Source organism: Archangium sp., from assembly GCF_036277355.1.
Taxonomy (GTDB): domain Bacteria; phylum Myxococcota; class Myxococcia; order Myxococcales; family Myxococcaceae; genus Archangium.
In genome coordinates, this window is the sequence record NZ_DASUNC010000199.1 from 72,496 (window position 1) to 92,887 (window position 20,392).

17 protein-coding genes are annotated in these 20,392 nt (G+C 70.7%); 7 read left to right on the forward strand and 10 right to left on the reverse strand.

Going from position 1 to position 20,392, the window contains the following annotated elements; genetic code table 11:
- Window positions 1-143: 143 nt before the first annotated feature.
- Together VFZ09_RS49170 and VFZ09_RS49175 are read right to left on the reverse strand one after the other, a co-directional pair.
- Complete coding sequence (locus VFZ09_RS49170) at window positions 144-1,826, reverse strand: tetratricopeptide repeat protein (protein ID WP_329734796.1); 1,683 nt, start codon at window positions 1,824-1,826, stop codon at window positions 144-146.
- 476 nt (window positions 1,827-2,302) lie between these two features.
- Window positions 2,303-3,694 (reverse strand): hypothetical protein, encoded by a 1,392-nt coding sequence (locus VFZ09_RS49175; protein WP_329734797.1) that lies wholly within the window; start codon window positions 3,692-3,694, stop codon window positions 2,303-2,305.
- Window positions 3,695-4,027: 333 nt separating this feature from the next.
- Here VFZ09_RS49175 and VFZ09_RS49180 point away from each other — a divergent pair, with 333 nt between their 5' ends.
- Entirely contained in the window at window positions 4,028-4,987 is a 960-nt protein-coding gene (locus tag VFZ09_RS49180; protein ID WP_329734798.1) for a hypothetical protein, read from the forward strand.
- A gap of 38 nt (window positions 4,988-5,025) precedes the next feature.
- On the opposite strand, the gene VFZ09_RS49185 is transcribed toward VFZ09_RS49180, so the two are convergent.
- The 5 genes from VFZ09_RS49185 to VFZ09_RS49205 all read right to left on the reverse strand — a co-directional run bounded on the left by VFZ09_RS49185 (window position 5,026) and on the right by VFZ09_RS49205 (window position 10,354).
- Entirely contained in the window at window positions 5,026-5,664 is a 639-nt protein-coding gene (locus VFZ09_RS49185) for a hypothetical protein (protein ID WP_329734799.1), read from the reverse strand.
- Between the two features lie 13 nt (window positions 5,665-5,677).
- A complete protein-coding gene (locus tag VFZ09_RS49190; protein WP_329734800.1) occupies window positions 5,678-6,409 on the reverse strand; it encodes a hypothetical protein in 732 nt (243 codons plus the stop codon).
- 17 nt (window positions 6,410-6,426) lie between these two features.
- Window positions 6,427-7,029 (reverse strand): hypothetical protein, encoded by a 603-nt coding sequence (locus VFZ09_RS49195; protein ID WP_329734801.1) that lies wholly within the window; start codon window positions 7,027-7,029, stop codon window positions 6,427-6,429.
- 257 nt (window positions 7,030-7,286) lie between these two features.
- Window positions 7,287-8,720, reverse strand: a complete 1,434-nt coding sequence (locus VFZ09_RS49200; protein ID WP_329734802.1) for a sigma-54 dependent transcriptional regulator — start codon at window positions 8,718-8,720, stop codon at window positions 7,287-7,289.
- Window positions 8,717-10,354, reverse strand: a complete 1,638-nt coding sequence (locus tag VFZ09_RS49205) for a sensor histidine kinase (RefSeq protein ID WP_329734803.1) — start codon at window positions 10,352-10,354, stop codon at window positions 8,717-8,719. The genes VFZ09_RS49200 and VFZ09_RS49205 overlap by 4 nt, the downstream gene beginning before the upstream one ends.
- 41 nt (window positions 10,355-10,395) lie before the next feature.
- Between VFZ09_RS49205 and VFZ09_RS49210 the strand changes: the two genes are divergently transcribed.
- Both VFZ09_RS49210 and VFZ09_RS49215 read left to right on the forward strand, forming a co-directional pair.
- Window positions 10,396-11,421 (forward strand): hypothetical protein, encoded by a 1,026-nt coding sequence (locus tag VFZ09_RS49210; RefSeq protein ID WP_329734804.1) that lies wholly within the window; start codon window positions 10,396-10,398, stop codon window positions 11,419-11,421.
- A gap of 8 nt (window positions 11,422-11,429) precedes the next feature.
- Window positions 11,430-12,317 (forward strand): formylglycine-generating enzyme family protein, encoded by an 888-nt coding sequence (locus VFZ09_RS49215; RefSeq protein ID WP_329734805.1) that lies wholly within the window; start codon window positions 11,430-11,432, stop codon window positions 12,315-12,317.
- Here VFZ09_RS49215 and VFZ09_RS49220 read toward each other — a convergent pair.
- Window positions 12,291-14,054, reverse strand: coding sequence for a GAF domain-containing sensor histidine kinase (locus tag VFZ09_RS49220; protein WP_329734806.1), 1,764 nt, complete (start codon window positions 14,052-14,054; stop codon window positions 12,291-12,293). The two genes, VFZ09_RS49215 and VFZ09_RS49220, sit on opposite strands and share 27 nt — an antisense overlap.
- 295 nt (window positions 14,055-14,349) lie before the next feature.
- Between VFZ09_RS49220 and VFZ09_RS49225 the strand changes: the two genes are divergently transcribed.
- From VFZ09_RS49225 to VFZ09_RS49235, 3 genes are all read left to right on the forward strand, one after another.
- Window positions 14,350-15,510 (forward strand): serine/threonine protein kinase, encoded by a 1,161-nt coding sequence (locus tag VFZ09_RS49225; protein WP_329734807.1) that lies wholly within the window; start codon window positions 14,350-14,352, stop codon window positions 15,508-15,510.
- Between the two features lie 81 nt (window positions 15,511-15,591).
- Window positions 15,592-17,049 (forward strand): AlkA N-terminal domain-containing protein, encoded by a 1,458-nt coding sequence (locus VFZ09_RS49230; protein WP_329734813.1) that lies wholly within the window; start codon window positions 15,592-15,594, stop codon window positions 17,047-17,049.
- Entirely contained in the window at window positions 17,046-17,558 is a 513-nt protein-coding gene (locus VFZ09_RS49235) for a methylated-DNA--[protein]-cysteine S-methyltransferase (RefSeq protein WP_329734808.1), read from the forward strand. Before VFZ09_RS49230 ends, VFZ09_RS49235 begins: the two co-directional genes overlap by 4 nt.
- On the opposite strand, the gene lnt is transcribed toward VFZ09_RS49235, so the two are convergent.
- Both lnt and VFZ09_RS49245 read right to left on the reverse strand, forming a co-directional pair.
- Window positions 17,544-19,190, reverse strand: a complete 1,647-nt coding sequence (gene lnt / locus VFZ09_RS49240) for an apolipoprotein N-acyltransferase (RefSeq protein ID WP_329734809.1) — start codon at window positions 19,188-19,190, stop codon at window positions 17,544-17,546. The two genes, VFZ09_RS49235 and lnt, sit on opposite strands and share 15 nt — an antisense overlap.
- A 15-nt stretch (window positions 19,191-19,205) precedes the next feature.
- Window positions 19,206-19,622 (reverse strand): hypothetical protein, encoded by a 417-nt coding sequence (locus VFZ09_RS49245; RefSeq protein ID WP_329734810.1) that lies wholly within the window; start codon window positions 19,620-19,622, stop codon window positions 19,206-19,208.
- 144 nt (window positions 19,623-19,766) lie between these two features.
- Here VFZ09_RS49245 and VFZ09_RS49250 point away from each other — a divergent pair.
- The coding region (locus VFZ09_RS49250; protein WP_329734811.1) for a SpvB/TcaC N-terminal domain-containing protein at window positions 19,767-20,392 on the forward strand (626 nt) is incomplete at its 3' end.

Below are 20,392 nucleotides of genomic sequence, written 5' to 3' on the forward strand. Positions count from 1 at the left end.
GGCCGCTCGCTCCACTGAGTGTCCGCCGGAGAGCGGATGTTCCCTTTGCGTTGGGCGAGCCCGCCAGCGCTCCAGTTGGAAAACCCCGCCAACTTCTGGCTCACTGAGATGCGCGCCCGTGGGCCGAGGGCCTGGTTGGGATTTCACTCTGACTGGCGAGCCAGCGCATCCGCCTCGTCCCAGGCGGCCTGGGCCCCAGGTTCGTTGCCGAGAGCCTGACGTGCAGCGGCGGCCTGGGTGAGGCAATAACGGAGATCCTGATTCGCCTGTGGAATATCGCCAAGTATCTCGTGCAATTGGCGCGAAAGAGCCAGGGACTCCTCGTAGGCATCGGCCGCTGCCGACAGCTCCCCGCGAGCCATGCGGATGTCTCCCACGTTGTTGAGCGACACGGAGAGGTCACGAAGCGCCTCCGGCGTCTGTCCCACCACCTCGCGCAACTGTCGCGAAAGAGCCAGGGACTCCTCGTAGGCCTCAGCTGCCGCCGACAGCTCCCCGCGAGCCATGCGGATGTCTCCCACTTTCTCGATCAACACGGAAAGGTCGCGCAGCACTTCCGGCGTCTGTCCTACCACCTCGCGCACCAAGCGGATGAGAGCCAGAGACTCCTCGTAGGCCTCGGCCGCCATCGGCAGATCCCCGCGAGCCATGCGGATGTCTCCCACTCTGGTGAGCGAAATGGAGAAGTCGCGCAGCGCCTCTGGCGTCTGTCCCACCACCTCGCGCAACTGTCGCGAAAGAGCCAGGGACTCCTCGTAGGCCTCAGCCGCCGCCGACAGCTCCCCGCGAGCCATGCGGATGTCTCCCACCCTCTCGATCAACACGGAGAGGTCGCGAAGCGCCTCCGGCGTCTGTCCCACCGCTTCGCGCACCAAGCGGATGAGAGCCAGGGACTCCTCGTAGGCCTCGGCCGCCGCCGACAGCTCCCCGCGAGCCCGGCGGATGTTTCCCACGTTGTTGAGCGACATGGAGAGGTCGCGAAGCGCCTCCGGCGTCTGTCCCACCACCTCGCGCAACTGGCGCCGCAGAGCCAGGGACTCCTCGTAGGCCTCGGCCGCCGCCGACAGCTCCCCGCGAGCCATGCGGATGTCTCCCACGTTGTTGAGCGGCATGGAGAGGTCGCGAAGCGCCTCAGGCGTCTGTCCCACCACCTCGCGCAACTGGCGCCGCAGAGCCAGGGACTCCTCGTAGGCCTCAGCCGCCGCCGACAGCTCCCCGCGAGCCCGGCGGATGTCTCCCACCCTGTCGAGCGAGATGGAGAGGTCGCGCAGCGCTTCTGGTGTATCCCCCTGAATCTGGCTGCGCTGGCGGCAGAGGGAGAGCGCCTCTTCATATGCACGATTCGCTTCTCTCAAATCCCGCCGCATGTAAGCCAACCGCCCCAGGCCATCGAGCCAGAGGAGACGTTGTCTATCCGTCTGCCCACGCGTGAGTTCAACGGCTTGCTCCAGGTGCTCTGCCGCAGTCGCGAAATCCCCCTCGGCCTCTTCCGACATGGCCAGTGCATGAAGAACTCTGGCACTGCTCAGCGGGTCTTCCTGAACACGATTGCGGATGCGCTCCCATGCCTGCCGCGCCGCTTCGAGGGCCTCGCTCACCCTCCCGGTGGCAAGCAATCCTTCCGTGGCTCGGGTCAGCACAGAGGCCAGCGCCTGATAGCTTTTCAGGTTCCCAGACTGAATCCGTTGCAGCTCGGTGAGAGCGAAGTCCGCGTCGGGAATGGCGCCACTGTCCTCGCTGTCAGAGGCGCCTGCCTCCCGTCGATCCAATCCCGGCCACTCCCGCGCCTCAGCGGGCTCCGCCGCGGGCAACAGCTCGATGTCCATGGCTCGAACCGACCAGAGATCCGAAGCCATCTGGCGGAAGTAGGGCTTCAGCCGGGGAGGAGCCACCAGCACGAGCCCTCCCCGCAGGTGGCGGCGCAAGGCATCCCGGCGCTCATTCATCAGGACGACCAGCTCCATCCAAGCCTGATGCCAGGGTCCCTCGGGTTGCGTCCCCGAGTCGAGATGCAGCGCTTCGATCCAGTGGCAACCGACGTCCCTCGCTTCCTGGGTGAGCAATTCCCGGAGCACTGCGGGCAACTCCTCCGGTCGCGAGGGCTCATACCGGTTCAGACGGCGCGTCTGTCCACGCAGCAGGCGTTCCGTGCGCTGGCGGAGAACCCCTGTCGCGAGTGGCGAGGGGGCGAAGATGAAGCAGAGCCAGAAGTCCTCCGACCACTCCACCTGGCGGCGCAGGCGCAGCCAATCCTGCTCCCCCTCGGGGCCGAGCCCCACCTCATCAGGAGGGCGCATGTCGCCTAGTCCTTCTTTGCCCACCGCGTCCTGGCCACTTCCGCCTGTTGCCGCACGACATCACGCACCAGGGGATGGATGTCGTACCAGTCCGCGCCATTGCGGTAGTTGAGCGCCAGATGCGCCTCGAAGTAGCCGGCCAGCTCGTGCAGCCGCTCATTGCTCTTCAGGGCTACATCATGGCTGTTGGCGATCATGTCGAGCCAGATGGCCGCCTCATCGGAGATGGGCAGGAACCCGTTGCGGTTCTGCTGGATGGCCGCGTCCACTACGGCCCTGCTCACGGGTAGCTTGTCCGCGCGGCGGATGATCTCCGCGAACAGCCGCAGCTGGTCACGCAGGTGGCCCCCGGAGAGCAGGCTCAGTTCGTCCACGACCGCCCGCGACTGCGGCCCCAGCAGCCGCTTCCAGTCACCGCGCTCCGAGATGAGCTTCTCCAGCAGGTCGAGCGCGGGCTGGAAGGGCGTCCGCTGCTCGTCCTTGAGCCGCACCTTCAGCGTCGGAATCATCTGGAGGCCGCCCGGCTCATAGAGGGACCCGAGATTGGGTTGCAGGATCTTGAGGTACGGGGGAACCGTGTAGACGACGTGCAGGTAGTCGAAGTGGAGCTTGTCGCTGTGCTGGACGAGGAGGTTGATGACCGAGTCCTGCACGGCCGCGGCATTGGTGAAGGTGCCACGGATGTGCTCCATGGAGTCCACCAGCAGCACCACCTCGGTGTTCGGTCCATACCGGTCCTTGACCTTCTTGACGCACTCCTCGACGTAGGCGCTCACGTCCCGGGTCAGGGCGCCCAGGTGGCCCGCCATGCGCTTCTGGAGCTTCTCTCGGAAGGAAGGGTCGCTCTTGAGCGTGGCCTTGAGACCCGCGGAAGCTCCGGTGGAGACGGACTTGTCCGGAGTGGAGGCACCGGCGGTCAGGCCCGCAGATATCTCCGGAACCTCGATGTTGGTGCGTGTGAGGAAGTTGACGAGCCGCGGCCAATAACCCTCGTGGGCCGGGTCTCCCGTCAGGTGCTCGGCTTCGAGCAGCGAATCCCCCAGCCCGCCCGCCAGCGCCATGAGGAAGTCGCTCACGTCGATGGGCTGCGAGGGGCTGAGGTAGTCCTCGATGTCGACCAGGGCCACCTTGTAGACCCCGCGACCGTCCAGCTTGCTCCGCAACCGGCGCAGCTCGGTGCTCTTCCCACTGCCGCGGAAGCCGGAGAGCAGCTGCACGCTCTGGCCCGTCGAGTACTCGATGGAGCGCATCAGCAGCTTGACGGGATCGTGCTCCTCGAAGTTCGGATCCGAGTAGATTCTCACGTAGCGCTGGTCGTCGCGCCCATTGAATTCAATGGGCCGGTCGGCGACCGCTCGGAAGAACCTGCGCAGGAAGTCCTGCTCGTCTGGCGTCATGGGGCCTATCTACCCCGGCCCGGGGTTCCCCTCCACTCCGAGCTTTGCTTGCTGGATGACAATGACGCCTTCCTGGCTACGCCCGCGCCACCTGGGCCGGAGGCGGCATCTCGCTCGGACCAGGCCGGGTGGGAAAAGTCCCGTCAGGGGTACTCTCGCAGCAAAGAACAAGGCACCTTCCGGTCGCGCTTCGTACCAACTGGTCCGACTATCGGACCAGTTGCGGGACAAAGCGCCCGGAGCCTCCCCTGGCGGCTGGGAGGCCTCGGCGAGTGCTTGGACGTGGGGCATATCAATGGGGGAAACGGGCTGAGCATGGCGCGTGAGCCAGACATGAAGCAGTGGAAGGAGACACTGGTCACGGTGTTTCACGATGGGGACGAGGCTCGAGCCCGTGCCATGGTGGCCCAATGGGGTGCGCAGCCTCGAAAGATCGGGGCCCTGCTGGAAGCCATGCTCGAGGACGCGGATGCGCTCGTTCGCCAGACGGCTGCATTCGCCCTGGGCGAGCTGGGAGGCGCTTCCAGCGCGAGGCGTCTCGAGCGGCAACTGGCCCTGGAAGAAGCGCGTGGGGATTATGATGGTGAGTCCGTGGCGACAGTCATCACCCAGGCGCTCGGGCGGTTGGAGGACGCAGGCGCTCGGGCGAGTCTGGTGCGCGGACTGCACCGGTTGGTGGCCAGTCCCAGACCAGAACACTCGGAGGTGAGCACGGTGGCGCGCGCTCTCTGGCGCGGACGTCACCCGGAGCTCATTCCCATCGTCCAGCAAGCCCTTCAACGGCTCGCGCCAGCCGCTTCACGCTCCTTGCATGGCCTGCTGGCGCTCCTGGAGAAGTCGCCAGAGGAACTTCGCGTCTGGGCCCTCGAGCCATCGGTGCCGTTGGAGCACAAGACGGGAGTCCTCACGCTTCTCGAGGAGGACATCCCGGACGAACTGCTCGCCGTCCTCCCCGCGTTCATCTCCTCGGCTCACGCCCTCGCCGAAACAGCCGTTGGGCACAAAGGTCCTGCTTCCTACCATTGTGACCGTCTGTTCACCCTGTTGCTCCTTCACCGGGAGCGCCTGCTGCCCGCGCTCCCAAGCGAGGCTCGTGCCGAGCTGCGCGCTCTGGCCCGGCGGCTGGTCGCGGCCCTGTCTCCCAATTGCAGCCTCGGCGCCGCCGTCGTGCTCCAGCACGTGGGACAGCGCGAGGACATTCCTCTTCTCGAGGTCAATCGACCGGCGGAGCCGATTCTCGCCAAGGTCTTCGATGAGGCCGCTCAGGCGTTGCGCCAGCTTCCTCCCGATTGAATCACTGCAAGTGTCGCGGTAGCCCGGAAGCCAGTCCGCTACGCCCGGGCCACCTGGGCCGGGGGCGGTGCCTCGCTCGGGCCTGGCTGGGAGGCCTCCGCGAGTGCCTCGATGCGCAGCAGCAGCTCCTCGATGTGGCTGCGCTCGACGCGGGTGGCGGACGGGTTGCCCAGCCCGGAGAAGCGCAGCAGCGTGAGCTGGGCAGCCAGCTCCTCGACGAGCCCGATGCTGTGCTCCAGCTCGGCCGCGGCGTGCTCGTACAGCCGGGTGAGCCGCTCCTTCACGCTCGCCGGGGCGGTGGCCAGCGCCGCCTCCATCTCCAGCAGCCGCCGCTCCTGCGTCCGCAGGCGCCCGACGAACCCGTCCAGCAACCGGTGCTCGCGCGCCTGCTCCGCCGCCCACGTGCTCTCCACCGCCGCCTGCCTCCAGCACTCCTCGAGCCGCCCCGTCACCTCGTCCAGCCGCCGGGCCCGCGCGCTCTGGTGGCCGCGCTCCACGCGGAGGGCGGCTTCTCCCGGACTGAGCAACACCGGGAGCAGGAAGGGCCAGAGGGCCAGGGCCAGCAGCGCCTGTCCCATCCGTTCCGCGAGCGGGCTCCCCCGCCTCTGGACGAAGGCACAGGCCCCCGCCACCGCTCCGAGCACCGCATACGCCGTGAGAATCACGAGTGCCGTCATGGTCCGTCCTCCTTCAGCCCAGCGCGTTGAAGGCCCAGAAGCCCAGGCCCGAGGTGAACGCCACCATCATCCAGGACACCCGCGCGAGGATGCCCACGCGGTACGCGTCCTCGGAGGACAGCACGGCGGTGGGGTTTCCCAGCGCGGCGCGGGTGACGGACTCGGCCAACAGGCTCAGCAGCCGGTGGATGCGCGCACCCGCGGCCCATCCGGACAGGAGGAACGCCGCGGTGAGCAGCAGCGGCCCCGCCCACTCGGCATCCAGCCGCCACAACAGGTAGAGCGGAGGCGCGAGCCCCGCGAGCAGCAGCGAGCCCGTGGCCGCCGACGCCAACAGTGCCGCCACCAGCCGCGCGAGGGGGACTCGCGCCGCCACGAGGATGCTCGCCGCGTAGATGGGGCCCAGCGACGCCGCGAGCGCCAGCAGCACGTTCATCGACGCCAGTGCCGCTGGCAGGGCCCAGTCCTCTCCGTGGCCGCGCGCGGCGCTCGCCGTGGCGGCGAAGGCGCTCGTGCTCACGGCGATGACTCCCACCGAGCCGACCACCAGCCCCTGGAGGCGCGTGGCATCGAGCAGCCGCTCCACGATGGAGGACGGCTCGCGCAGGAGCTCCACGAGGAGCTGCCGCTCGGGCTCGGCGGGGACGGCGGGCTCGGAGAGGGGCGCGCGCTCCTCCACGGACCAGGGCATGAACGGCGTGAGGGGCTCGGCGGTGAGCGTGACAGTCGGGGACATGGCTTGCATGGAAGACCTCGTCAGGGTCAGAGCGAGAGGAAGGAGGCGTGGACGCGCAGCAGGAAGACGGCGCCCAGGAAGAAGGCGAAGGCCCGGGACATCCACCAGGCGGCCCGCGAGGAGTCGAGCGAGGTGATGACGCGCACGGGAAGGGCCGCGAGGGTGGCGAGCGCGAGCCCGGGGACGAACACCGCGGGGAGGGCCAGGACGAGCGGCGCGTCCCGGGAGACGAGCACGAGGAAGGCCATGAGGGGCATGACACAGGTGGCCACGAGCCCGGCGGCGAGCAGCCCGATAGCGGTGGCGGCGAGCAGGACGCGGGTGGTGAGGCGCAGGCGCAGGTAGATGGCGAAGACGAGGGTGCCGGGGACGACGACGAGCAGGGCCTCGAAGACGGCGCGGAGGGCATCGAGCTTCGGGATGAACCGGAGCCCGGTGGAGGAGACGAAGCCCGCGGCGGCGGAAGAAGCGGCCACGAGGAAGATGCCGAGCAGTGCCGGTGCGAGGGTGGCGGCGAGTGGGCGCCGGGCCATGTCGAGCGCTTCACGAGCGGGCCGGTCCACCGCGCGCAGGAGAGAATGAATCAGGTCCAGGCGGCCCACCGCCGCCGTGGGAGATGCAGAGCCCATGAGGCCTCCTCAGGTGCGCGACATCGCGCGACCCGGGATTGAGCAAGCCCCGTGCCCGGAACCCCGCCCTCGTCACTCCAAATCTCCGCCCAATTCCCTCCCAATATCCCCTCTCCCCTCGGGAGAGGGACGGGGTGAGGGTGCCCGAGCCCGTTCTCCCACCCGCGTCAAACCACTCGCGTGACGCAGTGCACCTGGGAGGCGCGGGTCAGAGGTATGTAAGGCGTTACACAGGTATCCCTGGAACGGCGAGCCGCTCAGCCGATGTGGAGCTCCTCGCGGATGCCGTGTTCATGGATTTTATTGAAGAGGGTCTTGTAGCTGATCCCGAGGAGTCGGGCGGCGGCGGTCTTCTGGCCCCTGGCGGCCTGGAGGGCGGCGATGACGGCGGCGCGCTCGGCGCTGGCGACGGCGTCGCGCAGCGTCTGCACGGTGGGCCCCTCTCCCACCGCCGTCACCTCCGCCGGAGCCGGAGCCGAAGCCGGAACGGGAGCCAGCGCCCCGCGCGGAGTCAGGGGAGCGCGGAGCGACTCGGAGTCGAAGTGCCCGAGCACCACGGCCCGCTCGACGAAGTTCTCCAACTCGCGCACGTTGCCGGGCCAGGTCCAGGCGAGGGCCCGCCGCAAGGTCTCCGCATCCGGCCTGGGAGGCGTGAGCCCCTTGCGCTGGGCGTGCTTCTCCAGGAAGTGCTCGATGAGGCCGGGGATGTCGCGCGTGCGCTCGCGCAGGGGAGGCAGGTGGATGGGAATGACGGCGAGCCGGTAGAGGAGGTCCGAGCGGAACTGCCCGCTGGAGGCCATGGCATCCAGGTCGCGGTGGGTGGCGGAGATGACGCGGAGGTCCACCTTGACGGTCTCGCGCCCGCCGATGCGGGTGATCTCCCGCTCCTGGAGCACGCGGAGCAGACGGGCCTGGGCCTCCAGGGACATGTCGCCAATCTCATCGAGGAAGAGCGTGCCGCCCTCGGCCGTTTCGATGAGCCCCTTGCGGCGGGAGTGGGCACCGGTGAAGGCGCCGCGCTCGAAGCCGAACAGCTCGGACTCGAGGAGGGAAGGGGGCAGGGCGGCGCAGTTGACGGAGACGAAGGGCCCATCGAGCCGGGGCGAGGCGGCGTGGATGGCGCGGGCGACGAGCTCCTTGCCGGTGCCGGACTCGCCGCGCACGAGCACGGTGGCATCCGAGGCGGCCACGCGGGGAAGGAGCGCGGCCACGTCCCGCAGTCCGCCATCGGCGCCAATGAGCGCGCGGCCGGTGTCCGAGTCCGGGGCGAGCGTGGGCGCGGCCAGCTCCAGCTCCACGAGCCGGCGTCCCGCCTCCAGCGCGGCCTCCACGGAGGAGACGAGCCGCTCGTTGGGGAACGGCTTGACGAGGAAGTCGGCCGCGCCCGCGCGCAGCGCCTGGACGGCCCGTTCCACGGTGCCGAACGCGGTCATCACGATGACGGGCGTACGCAGTCCCCGCTGGCGCAGCCGGTCGAGCAACACGAGCCCATCGCCATCGCCCAGCTTCACGTCGAGCAGCAGGAGGTCCGGCGCATGCCGCGAGAGGTACGCCTCCGCGGCCGCCACCGAGTCGAGCGGAACGACCCTCAGCCCGCGCGCGCCCAGCACGTCCTGGTAGAGCTCGCGCAGGTTGTGCTCGTCCTCCACGAGGGCCACCTCGGGCCCGTCCACCGCGGCATCCACCGTCATCGCACGTCCTCCCTCGCCGGGCCGGGGCCCGCTGGCGCCACGGGCAGCTCCACGCGGGCCACGGCGCCTGGCCTGTCCTGACGCGGCAGGAGCCCGAGCGTCCCACCCGCGGACTCAATGGCCGAGCGCGAGATGGCGAGCCCGAGCCCCGTTCCACCCGCCTTCGTCGTGTAGAAGGGCCGGAAGAGCCGCTCGCGATCCACGGCCTCGAGCCCCTGGCCCTCGTCGCGCACCTCGACGACGACGCGGCCCTCCTCACACCGGGCCACGACCTCGATGCGCCCGTCCCGAGCCTCCCGCATGGCCTCGGCGGCGTTCTTCAACAGGTTCAGCAGCACCCCGCGCAGTGCGTCCTCGTCGCCCACGGCCCTCAAGTCCGGATCCAACCGGGGCACGAGCGTGGGGAAGTCCGGCTCGCCCTCGGCCACCGCCACCGCCTCCAACACAATCCGCGACACGTCGAGCGGACCCGCCCCCTTCTCACCCCGCGGCGCCCGGCCGAGGCTCAACAGCTCGGCGACGCGCGCGTCGATGCGATCGCTCTCCTCGCGGATGATGCGGACCGCCTTCTCGAAGCGGGCGCGGTGCTCGGCGGAGACATGCCCGCCCTGTCCCGAGAGCAGCTCGGCGTACCCGCGCACGGCGGCCAGCGGATTCTTGATCTCATGGGCCACGGAGGCGGCCAGCTCCCCGGCGATGGCGAGCCGCTCGGCGCGCTCCAGGCGTCCGCGCAGGGCCGCCGCCTCGGCGCGGGAGGCCGAGAGCTGCTCGGAGAGCCGCGCCTGCTTGGGGAACAGGAGCTGCTCGATGCCCCGGTTGAGCTGCTCGCCCAGGCCGATGAAGAGCAGGGAGGCCACGAGCGCCACCCCCACGGAGACGGAGACCTGGACGAGGTCCACCGGGTAGCCCAGCAATCGGAACACCGCGACGACGGCGCAGGCCACGGCGATGGCGAGCACCGCGTGGGTGAGGGCCCGGGAGACGGGCAACCGCACGGCGACCCGCTCGTGGAGGATGTAGCTGAGCGTCGCCATCTCGGCGGCGAGCACGATGCACAGCAGCACCCCATTGCCGGCGGGCGTCCCCTGGAACAGCTCGAGCACCGTGCGGAGCAGGCAGACGAGCAGCGACACGCCGATGAGTGCCGTCAGGTGCCGGGAGAGCCGGCGGATGGAGGCGTTCTCATGGCGGCACAGCAGCAAGCGCAGCCCGCCGAGCAGACCCACGCCGGCGAGTCCCAGCACCTGGGGAAACACCGCCAGCAGTGGCTGCCCGAAGGCCATGGCCACCCCGGCCGACAGCCCGAGGAGCGCCAGCCCGGTGGGCACCAGGGCCCACGAGAGCCAGCGGCGTACCCGGGTGGGTCCGAGCTCGACGAGGGCATCGGCGATGAAGCCGGAGACGGACAGCAGCGCGGCGAGCCCGACGGCCACGCGGACGGACTCGCGGGCCCGGGGCTGCAGGAGGACGACGAACCACCCGGCGGCGAAGAGGGCGACGCCGGTGGGGCCGCAGGCGAAGAAGAGCCCGCGCCGCTCCCGCCGGGCGGAGGCGAGGACGTAGCCGGCCAGCAGGCCGTTGAAGAGCGCCACGATGAGCGCGACGACGGATGAGGCGAGGAGATGCGCCGACATACGGGCCCCCGGTCCGAGCGTATCACGCGGGGCGCGGTATCATGCCCGCGATGCGTGTCCTCGCCCTCGTCGTCCTCCTGGCCAGCGCCGTGGCAGTGGCCAGTGAGCCCGAGCTGGAGCTCACCGGCTCCACCCGGCTGCCCTCGGATCCCACCCCGGCCGAGCTCGTCCGCGACACCCACTACTGGATCTCCAACGAGGACCACCTCGGGCTCTTCCATGACGCGGTGAAGGACAAGCGGGGCGTCTACCTGGGGGTGGGCTCGGACCAGAACTACCTGCTGGCGGCCTGGGCCCGCGCGGAGGTTCTCGTGCTGATGGACTTCGATCAGTCCATCGTGGATCTCCACCGCGTCTACCGCCTCATGTTCCTCGCGGCGGAGACGCCCGAGGAGTTCCTGCGCCTGTGGCGGCGGGAGAGCCGCGCGGAGGTGCGCCGCCTCATCCAGGAGAAAGGCGGTACCCGGTTCGAGCGGGCGCAGCTGCTCCGGGCGTACGGCACCGCGCGCTGGGCGGTGGAGCGGCGGCTGAAGCGCGTGGTGGAGCAGATGAAGAAGGCCTCGCTGCCCTGTTTCCTGGTGGATGCGGACGACTACGCGCACATCCGCGGCCTCCATGAGGGGAACAGGGTCCTCGTCGTGCGGGGCGACCTCACCGCCGAGCGCACGGTGGCCGCCCTCGGCCGCGTCACGAAACAGGCGGGGAGGAAGATGGGGGTGGTCTACCTGTCGAACGCCGAGCAGTACTTCCCCTATGACGCGAACTACCGCAGCAACATGCGCGCGCTCCCGCTGGACGAGCACAGCGTGGTGGTGCGCACGAGCGGCCAGCGGGGCATCACCCACGTGAAGGGCAGCTACTACCACTACAACACCCAGTCGGGTTCGAGCTTCCGGGCCTGGCTGGAGGACCGGAAGACGCGGGACGTGCGCATGATGCTCCGGTACGCGCCGGACACCGGGCAGCCGCGTGGTCTGTCTCGGCTCGACATGGGGCCCGGCGAGGCGCGCGAGGCGTGGAAGCAGAAGCTCCTCGAGAAGCGGATGAGAAGGGTGGCGCGGCAGTGAGTAGAGCGATGTGGCTCCTCCTGGTGCTCGGACTCGGGAGCGCGGGCGTGGCCGGGGCGGCGGCTCCGTTCCCCGGGGCGCCCGAGGTGCTGCCCTGCCTCGAGGCGCCGGTGCCGGGCATGGCCTGCATCCCCGGAGGTCCCTTCCTCCGAGGCGTGAACACGGGGAAGCACGCACCGGCGAAGCCGCAGGCGGAGGTCTGGGTGCAAACCTTCTACATGGACACGCACGAGGTGACGTACGGCGAGTACAAGGCCTGCGAGAAGGAAGGCCGGTGCGGCAAGGGCGGGCCGAACTACCGCGACTTCGACAACCCCCGGCAGCCCATCAACGGGGTGAGCTGGTACGACGCGAAGGGCTACTGCGAGGCCCACGGCAAGCGCCTGCCCACGGAGGCCGAGTGGGAGAAGGCGGCGCGGGGAACGGATGGGCGGCTCTACCCGTGGGGCGACGAGCCGGCCACCTGCGAGCGCGCCGTCATCCAGGACAGCCGGGGGCGCAGCTGCGGGAAGAAGCAGCGCTCGAGGACGCACGCCGACGTGGGACGTCCGGAGCCGGTGGGCACGCGGCCGCCCAATCCGTACGGGCTCTACGACATGGCGGGCAATGCCTGGGAGTGGGTGGCGGACTGGTACACGCCCTCGTGGAAGGCCTGTGGCGAGGCGTGCCTGGGGGTGGACCCGAAGGGCCCGTGCGAGGGACGCGAGCCGTGCCCGGGCCACACGGAGAAGGTGGTGCGAGGCGGCTCGTGGTTCTGGCCAGCCTCGTACGCGACGTCGGTGTACCGGCGGCCCCACGTGCCCGCCAACCGGCCCATCTTCCACCACTTCGGCTTCCGCTGCGCCGCGAGCCTCGAGCAGGCGCGGGCGTCAGTGGTGGGTGAGGGCACCCGGTGAGCGCGGCAGCCGCACGGTGAAGGTCGTCCCCCGGCCCAGGCCCGACTGCGCGGCCACGGTGCCCCCGTGCGCCTCCACCAGGTGCTTCACGATGTAGAGGCCGAGCCCGATGCTGCGGCTCGCCCGGTCCACCTGCGGTGTGCCGCGCTGGAGCGGCTCGAAGAGGCGGGGGAGGAGGTCGGCCGGAATGGGCGGCCCGTCGTTGTGCACCCGCAGCTCCACGCCGTCGCTCTCGCCGCGCAGCTCCACGCGCACGGGCGTGTCCGCGGGGCTGTACTTGAGGGCGTTGGTCACCAGGTTGGAGGCCACCTGGGCCATGCGGTCCGCGTCCCACTCCCCCGTGGTGCAGCCGCGTTGGCGCACCTCGAGGTGGCGCTCCGGCCAGGCCACGCCCAGCTCGTCCAGCACCTGGTCCACGAGGTGCCGCAGGTCCGTGGGCCGGCGCTCCAGGGAGATGCCTCCGCCCAGCCGGGCCTGGGTGAAGTCGAGCAGGTCGCGGATCATCCGCGCGGCGCGCTCGGCCGAGGCGAGGATGCGGCTGGCGGACTTGGTGGCGCGGGCGTCGAGCTCCTCGCGCCGCAGCAGGGCGTGGGCCGCCAGGGTGATGGCGTTGATGGGGTTGCGCAGGTCATGGCTGACGATGCCGATGAGCTGCTGCTCGAACTCCACGCGGCGGCGCAGCTCGGCCGCGTACCGGCGCTCCGCCTCATAGGCTCGCGCGTTGGCCACGGCCGAGGCCACGTGTCCGGCGGCCATCTCGAAGAAGCTCCGGTAGGAGTCGTCCAGCGCCTGTCGTGGAGACACGCCCGCCACCAGCACCCCATAGGGCACCTTCTGTCCCGGCCGGGAAATGGGGAGCAGCACCGCCGTGTGCGGCGACTCGTCCCAGGGACCTCCCGGCAGATCGCCGAAGCGCGCACGCACGTCGGTGAGCACCTCCACGCGTCCGGTGGCCGCCACGTGCGCCAGGGGCCAGCGGCTGGCGTCCACCTCCGTCTCCAGCCCCGTGCTCGCCACCAGGGTGGCCTGGGCGCGTGGCTCGTCCCACTGGTAGAGCAGCGCGAAGGGCACGTCCGCGGGGTTGGCCGCGAGGGTGCGAGCCGCCTGACGGCAGGCCTCCTCCGGCGTCCGGGACTCGCTGACGTGCCCGGCGAGCTGCCGCAGGGTGTGCAGCCGCCGCTCGCCGATGACGCGCTCGGTGGTGAAGTTCACCGCGGTGAAGACGCCCTCCACCCGGCCCGCCTCGATGCCGATGGGGCTGTAGGAGAAGGTCCGGTACGTCTCCTCCAGGTAACCATTCCGGTTGATGGCGAGCATCAGATCATCTGCCCACGTGGCCCGGCCCGTGGCGAGGACGCCCTCCAGCATGGGGCCGATGACGTGCCAGACCTCGGGCCAGGCCTCGCGGCCCGGACGGCCCAGGGCCAGCTCCGGGTGCTTGCGGCCGAAGAAGGGGATGAAGGCGTCGTTGTAGAGGACGAGCAGCTCCGGCCCGGCGTAGATGAGGATGGGGAAGCGCGAGTTGAGGCAGATGCTCACCGCGCTGCGCAGCGACTGGGACCAGCCCTCCACGGGGCCCAGGGAGGTGGCGGCCCAATCGAAGGCACGCATGTGCGCACCCATCTCTCCGCCGCCCGCGAAGAGGTCCTCCGGCTCTCCGGGCAGGAGGTAGGAAGCCCGCTCGTACAGGGCGGGGCCGAGCCGGCTGGAAAAGGTCCCGTCGATGTGCTCGCTCATTCAGGACAAGCTCCAACGCACTGGGAGGGCGGGAGATTCTCTCTCGTGAGCATCCCTGCCGGGCGGCCGAGGGCGCTCCCCTGGCCGCTGGCCGTCCGGGAAAACGAGGCCGCTGGGGTGACGAGGCGCCTGGCAAGCGCCCGCGAGGCGGGGGAGCCCAGGCACAACCCCACAGGTCGTTCCCTTGGGGTGAATGTCTACAGTAGCCTCCGGCGCACCTTCACACCATTTCCCCTGTCTTCAACCTCCCGGGTGGGGCCGTCTGGCACCGCCGTGACGGGAGAGGAGTGTCTTCATGTCTGACGCTGATTCGCGCAAGCCCGCCCCCTCTGTGAAGAAGCGCCCCGTCCTGTTCTCCCACGGGGACACGGGGTATCTGCGGCTGCGGAAGCTGACGCATGGGCCGGGTGAGCAGAAACGCTTCCTGTGCCTGCCTCGCACCGGGGACAAGGACGGGCCCCTGGTGGAGGTGGCCATGGTCACCGCGTCCGCCGACTGGACGAGCCATGCGCGGCTCGAGGACGCGGCGGATCTGGGCGCGCTGTTGTCGCACCCGGCCATCCCCCGTCACCACGGGCTGTTCCAATACCGGGGCGGCCGCTACCTGGTGACGGAGTACGTGACGGGCATCAGCCTGAACATGGCGGGGCATTACGGCAGCGTGCGCGGACGTCAGCTCTCCGAGGCCTTCACGCTCTACGTGGCCTCCTCGGTGGCGGAGGTGTTGTCGTACGTGCACACCCTCACGGACGCGGCCGGCCGGCCTCTGGGCGTCCTCCACCAGTCGGTGGACCCCTACAACATCATCGTGAAGAACGATGGCACGGTGATGCTGGCCCACTTCATGTCGGCGGCCTCCCTGCTGCCCCGGCGCGCGCCGGCCGTCCCGTTCATCCTCCAGGGGGAGATCGACTTCGCCGCCCCGGAGCGCCTGTTCCCCATGCCGGGCGTCACGGCGGATTCCCGCGCGGATCTCTTCTCGTTGGGCATGGTGATGCTGGAGATGATCACCGGCCTGCAGCTCTATGGCTCGGACGAGGTGGAGCAGGCCGCCGAGCGGCTCCCTCCGGGCCACCCGGGCTACGACGGGGAGTTGCCCTGGGTGTGCGAGGTGCCCAGCTGGACCACGGTGGAGCAGATGGCCCGGCGTGCCGCGGCCTTCACTCCCGAGCACATCGATCACCTGATGCGGCGGGTGTCGGAGCCCGTGCGGCTCATCCTCCACAAGCTGCTGCGCCGCCACCCCGAGGAGCGGTACGCCAACGCCGCCGCCTTGAAGGGCGACCTGGACGCGTGCCTCGGCGTGCTGGACGCGCCCTATGGCGCCAGGGAGGCCATCGAGGAGGTGCTCAAGGCCCGGAGCGAGGCGCTGGCGGTGAAGGGGCCCATCGAGCTCATCCCGTCCGACGAAGTCGAGCGCAGGGCGGGAGAGGTGCTCCTGCCGACCAACCACTGACGGAGGGGGCGACCCGATTTTCGCGGTCAGGTCCGAAAACGGCCAGACAGGGGCGGGCGGCCACGCTACGAAAGCCCCGTGATGGAGACGCTGGAGACCGAGACCTGCTACCGGGCCCTGACCGCGCGAGACCGGCGCTTCGATGGGCTCTTCTTCGTCGGGGTGTCCACGACGGGCATCTACTGCCGGCCGGTGTGCACGGCGAGGACGCCCCGGCGGGAGCGCTGTGCCTTCTACCGCACGGCCGCCGAGGCCGAGCACGCGGGCTTCCGGGCCTGTCTGCTGTGCCGCCCCGAGCTGGCTCCGGGCAGCGCGCCGGTGGACTCGGTGCCGAGGCTCGTGGCGGCCGCGGTGGCGCGCATCGAGGGGGGCTGTCTCAACGAGTCATCCCTGGAGGAGCTGGCGGCGGAGCTGGGGGTCACCAGCCGGCATCTGCGCCGGGCGATGGAAGCGGAGCTCGGTGTCTCTCCGGTCGAGCTGGCGCAGTCGCGGCGGCTCGCGCTGGCGAAGCAGCTGCTCCAGGACACCACGCTCCCGCTGGCCGAGGTCGCCTTCGCCAGTGGCTTCCAGAGCGTCCGTCGCTTCAACGCGCTCTTCCAGGAGCGCTTCGGCCGGCCACCCTCGGAGCTGCGGCGCGCGAGTGACGAGGGCGTGGGAGCGCGTGCGCTCGTGCTGCGGTTGGACTATCGCCCGCCGCTGGACTGGGAGCAGCTGCTGCGCTTCCTGCGGGGCCGCGCGATTCCAGGCGTGGAGCACGCGGGGGAGGCCGAGTACCGGCGCACGGTGCGCCTGGGGGGCAGGACGGGCTGGCTGACGGTGCGGAAGGATCCGAAGCGCCCCGCGCTGCTGGCCGAGGTCTCGCTGTCGCTGGCGGGCGTGCTGATGCAGGTGGCGGCGCGGCTGCGGGCGCTCTTCGACTTGGATGCGCAGCCGGAGGTCATCGCGGAGTGCCTCGGCCGGGACGCGCTCCTGGCGAAGCACGTCCGGGCGCACCCGGGGCTGCGGGTGCTGGGGGCCTTCGAGCCCTTCGAGCTGGTGGTGCGCGCCATCCTCGGGCAGCAGGTCTCGGTGCGCGCGGCGACGACGCTGAGCGGGAGGCTCGTCGCGCGCTTCGGCGAGCCCGTGGACGGTCCGGAGGCGGAGGTGTCCCGGCTGTTCCCGCTGCCGGAGACGCTGGCGGCGGCGTCGGAGGACGACGTGGCGAAGCTGGGAATGCCGGGGGCGCGGGCGAGGAGCCTGCTGGCGGTGGCGCGGGCGGTGGCGGACGGCTCGGTGCGGCTGGACCGGCACGCGGATGTGGACGAGACGATGGCGGCGCTCGAGGCGTTGCCGGGCATCGGGGCCTGGACGGCGCACTACGTGGCCATGAGGGCCCTGCGCTGGCCCGATGCCTTTCCCGCGAGTGACCTGGGGATTCGCAAGGCACTCGGAGACGTGACGGCGAAGGAGGCCGGTGCGCGGGCCGAGGCCTGGCGGCCCTGGCGCTCCTACGCGGCGATACACCTCTGGACTTCTCTTTCGGAAGGAGCAGGCGGATGAAGCTGTACACCACGACGCTGAAGAGCCCGGTGGGCCCTCTGCGGCTGTACGCGAACGAAGGGGCGCTCATCGCCATCTACCTGGAGAACCACAAGCGGGCGCCCACGCTCGTGGCCAGCGAGGGGGAGTCGCATCCGGTGCTGCGGGAGGCGCGGCGGCAGCTGGAGGAGTACTTCGCGGGCGAGCGCATGTCCTTCGAGCTTCCGCTCGAGCCGGTGGGGACGCCCTTCCAGCAGACGGTGTGGAAGGCCCTGCGGGAGATTCCGTTGGGCGTCACGTGGTCCTACGCGGGCCTCGCGCGCCACATCGGCCGGGAGGGGGCGTCGCGGGCCGTGGGCTCCGCGAACGCGAGGAATCCGCTCTCCATCGTCGTCCCCTGCCACCGGGTGGTGGGGACGAGCGGGAAGCTCACGGGGTACGCGGGAGGCGTGCCCACGAAACAGTGGCTGCTCGAGCACGAGCAGCGCATCCGGGGCAGCGCGGGGGCTTCTGCGTCAGGTCCGGCGTGAGCCCCCGAGCAGGGCCAGCAAGGCCAGGACCAGCGCGCACGCGTAGGGGAAGACGGGGGCGAGGTAGGGTCCGAGCGCGAAGAGCTCCACCAGGGCCACCTCGCCCATCAACACCTCGGGTGCTCCGGGCTCCAGCTGGAGTGACGTGTGCGCCTGGACCCGCCCGAGCGCGTCCCCCACGGAGCTGACGCCGGTGCTCGCAGCGCGCACCAGATCCCTCCGGGCCTCCACGCCGCGCAGCGTGGCCAGGGCGAGCGCCTGGTACGGCGCATCCCCATCTCCGAACCAGGCGTGATTGGCCAGGGTGACGAGGAGGTTGGGCTTCTCCCGCACCAGCGGATGGACGGCGAAGGGGAGGATGTCCTCGTAGCAGATGAGGGGGGCGATCCGCAGCGGGCCGCTCACCAGCAGACGGGCCTGCTCCCCCGGCTCGATGTCCGGCGAGTCCGGCAGCCGCGCGCGCACCTCCCGGGCCCACTCGGGGAAGCGCGCCGCGAAGGGCACGTACTCGCCGAAGGGGAAGAGCCGGCGCTTGTCGGAGCGTCCGGTGATGCGGCCGTCGGGTGACACCAGGACGGCGCTGTTGTGGATGAGCGAGCCCCCGAAGGTGTGGCTGAGCGCGCCGAAGAGGAGCGTCCCCTGGAAGCCGGGCCGCAGCTCCCACGGGTGCCCGGGCGCGTACTCCCGGGGGAGCTGCCGATCGAAGAGGTAGGGGAAGGCGGACTCGGGCCACACCACCAGCTCGGCGCCGTCGCGCGCCAGTTGCTGCGTGGACTGGCGCAGGGTGGCCAGGTACTGCTCTCCCCGGTGCTTGCGATCCTCGGCGGTGACGGTGCCGGCGTTGGGCTGGACGATGCCCACCCGGACCTTGGGCGCCGCCGCGCGCGCCATCGCCACGTGCGTGGCCCGGAGCAGTCCGGCGGCCACCACCGCGAGCACCACCGTGCCCGCCACCCGCACCGGCCGGGGGAGGGGCCGCCCGTGCCGGAGGGCCAGCCCGGCCTCCAGCAGGGTGAGGTTGATGAGCACCACGAGCGCGGACACCGCGGGCGCGCCTCCGAGCTCGGCCACCTGGATCAGCGGCCAGGCCCGCCACACGGTGACGCCCAGGTTCCACGGGAAGAGGAAGGGCAGCACGCTCTCCGCCACCACGACCGCCAGCGGCACCGAGACGAGCCAGGGCACGCGGGCCGAGCGCGTGAGGAGGGTGCCCAGCCCCGCCCAGAGGGAGAAGACGCTGGCCTGGTACGCGGCGAGCAACACCAGCGCCAGCACGCGGACCCACGCCGGCAGGTGGCCGAAACGGTCGAGCAGTGCGTAGCCCCAGCGGAAGCCGATGAGGTTGATGGCGAAGCCACACAGCCAGGCGGGCGCCAGGGCCTGCATGGGCGTGGCGTTCCGGAGCGCCAGCAGCAGGGGGACCAGCGCCACCAGCGCCAGCGGCCACAGGTCCAGGGGGGGCGCCGCCAGCGCGAGCAGGGCGGCGGAGAACAGGGCCTGGAGGAGGCGCGTGCGCCGGTGCGCGGGCGTAGGCGTGTCCTCGGGCCGGGCCGTGTCGTGGGGGAGCTGCTCCGCGGGGGTCGTTTCGGGCTGCTCGCGGCGCCGCTGGGCTGCTGCCTTCTTCCTGCTCATGGTGCCTGATGCTCCTCACTGCGCCTGGGTGCGGCGCCCGCGCTCCGGGTCCACGGCGATGGGGGGCGGAATGGAGGGATCCGGCGGCGAGGGGGTGGAGGGCAGGGCCAGCGGCTTCGTCCACTGCGGCGGATGGGCCGGATCGGGCATGAGCGAGGGCGCGACCACGCGGGTGGGAGGCACCTCGGGCACCGGGGCCAGCGCGGCCGTCTCCGGGGACGCGCCGGGCTGCGCGGGGGCAGGGCGCTCCGCCAGCCTGCGCGGGGGCTCCTCGCGGGCGGAGACCGGCACCACGGGCGCGGGTCCGGCCACATCGGTGAGCGGCGCGGTGGGCTCGGGCGTGTGCCGCGGCGGCTCCTGGAGCTCCGTCACCACCACCGCGATGGCCAGCACGAGCAGGGCGGCGGCCACCAGCAGGAAGCGCTTCTTCATCGCGTCATCGTCTCCCGGGAGGGGGGCCGGCCCATCCTAGCGCAAGCACCGGGGTGCCTTCTGGGGTGGATGCGTCGGCTGCTGAATACTTCACCATAGGTGAATCCACTTATACTAGCATTTTCCCCCTCAGCAGGAGGGGTCATGAAAAACCGTCTTCTCGGTGCACCGGTATCCCGCGCGCTCGCGTTGTGGACCGGGCTCGTGGGTGGGCTGGTGCTGGCGGATGCGCCTTCGAACCAGTCCTCGTCGGTGGATACGTACTACGGAGCGTTCACCGCCTCGGAGCCGCTCTCCGTGCCCGCCTTCCACGGACTGGAGCCGTCGCTGCGGCTCACCTACAGCTCGGCGGGAGGCAGCGGGGCCGCGGGAGTCGGTTGGAGCCTGGAGGGGTTCTCCACCATCGTCCGGGCCAGCCCCGGCAAGGGCGTGCCCCGTTATGACGGAGCGGACCTGTTCGTGCTGGACGGGCAGGAGTTGGTGGCGTGCCCCGCGGGCAGCTCCAGTCCGAGCTGCACCACGGGAGGCACGCACGCCACCCGTATCGAGAGCTACCAGCGCATCCAATACAACGCGGCGGCGAACACGTGGACGTCGTGGGACAAGGATGGAACGCGCAGGAGCTACGTGCCCCTCTTCCAGACGGCGCAGGGGACGTACCGCTGGGGTGTGAGCAGTGTGACGGACACCTCCGGCAACACCGTCAACTACGGCTGGTGGTGTGACGGAAGCCCGGCCCTGGACTGCTATCCGGACAGCGTCAGCTACAA